1 protein-coding gene and 1 pseudogene are annotated in these 1,137 nt (G+C 67.1%); both read left to right on the forward strand.

The window, feature by feature from the left end; translation table 11 throughout:
* Nucleotides 1–631, forward strand: a pseudogene (locus ACZ5CR_RS46605) (hypothetical protein); the annotation flags it as partial.
* A gap of 119 nt (nt 632–750) precedes the next feature.
* Nucleotides 751–1,137 (forward strand): N-acetyltransferase (locus tag ACZ5CR_RS46610; protein ID WP_468870119.1); only part of this gene is annotated, 387 nt, incomplete at its 3' end.

The raw sequence follows: 1,137 nt of genomic DNA on the forward strand, positions 1-1,137 counted from the left end.
GCAAGCGGGCATGCTCGCCCGGGACGGCATGCTGCAGGCCCGTGTCTGGTCCAACCTCGCTATGCAGGCACGTCTGTTGGATCGGGACCAGGAGGCGCTGCGGATCGGCAGGGCCGCCATTGAGACCCGTCAGGCGAAGCAGGACCCGTGGTTGATGTCGCTGTTGCACTGCCGCCAAGCGGTTGGCCACGCCAGGATCGGGGAGCGGACGTGCGCCGAGCGATCCCTGGCACGGGCAGAGAGCGCCTACGACCGCACGAACGGCGAGCCTCCAGCCTGGTTGTCGTTCCTCACCCCCGCGGAGCTCACGGGGCTCGCCGGGGCCGCACATCAGGCGCTTGGCCGGTACGGGCGGGCGCAAGAGCTCACCGCATCCGCGCTGGGGATGCTTGAGCCGCGTTTCGAGCGAAACCGGGTCTACTACACCGTGCAACGCGCCCAAGCCCTCCTGGACGACGGGGAAGTCGAGCATGCCGCCGCCGAGGCCGGGCACGCGGTCATCATCGCTGAGCGGGTACAGAGCGATCGGGTACAGGACAAACTCGATGGGCTCCGCCGACAGATGCGCCGCCACGTCCACATTCCCGCGGCGGCGGACTTTCTCGATCAGGCACGACAGGCGGGAGCATGAGCGTGGATGGGGCGCGACTGGAACGCAGGGACGCAACAGGACTTGGGAATATCCGGCCACAACTCCTCGACGTGTACGCGGAGATTTACGCTGACCGGCTCGGCGAGGAGTTTCATACCGTGGCGCGGTTCGATGAACGCCTCGGCTGGAACGCGGAGGTACCCGGATTCACGGTGGTCGTCGGCTACCTCGATGAGAAGCCCGTCGGCTACGCCTACGGTTGCACCCTGCAAGAGGGCACCCGATGGTGGAACGGTCTGCGCACCCCCGTCTCGGACGGTGCGACCGTGGAGGACGGCGCGCGTACCTTTGCTCTGTCGGAGTTGATGGTCGTCGACAAGGTGCGGGGTACTTGTACGGCGAAGGCGATCCACGACGAGCTGCTCGGCGACCGGCCCGAGGAGCGGGTGACGCTCCTGGTGGAGCGTGAGCACTCCAAGGTGCGCTGCCTGTATGAGGCATGGGGGTATGAGTGGTTCGGCGAGGTGCTGCCGTTCGCTGACTCG

The sequence above is a fragment of the Streptomyces sp. NPDC031274 genome (genome assembly GCF_055570235.1).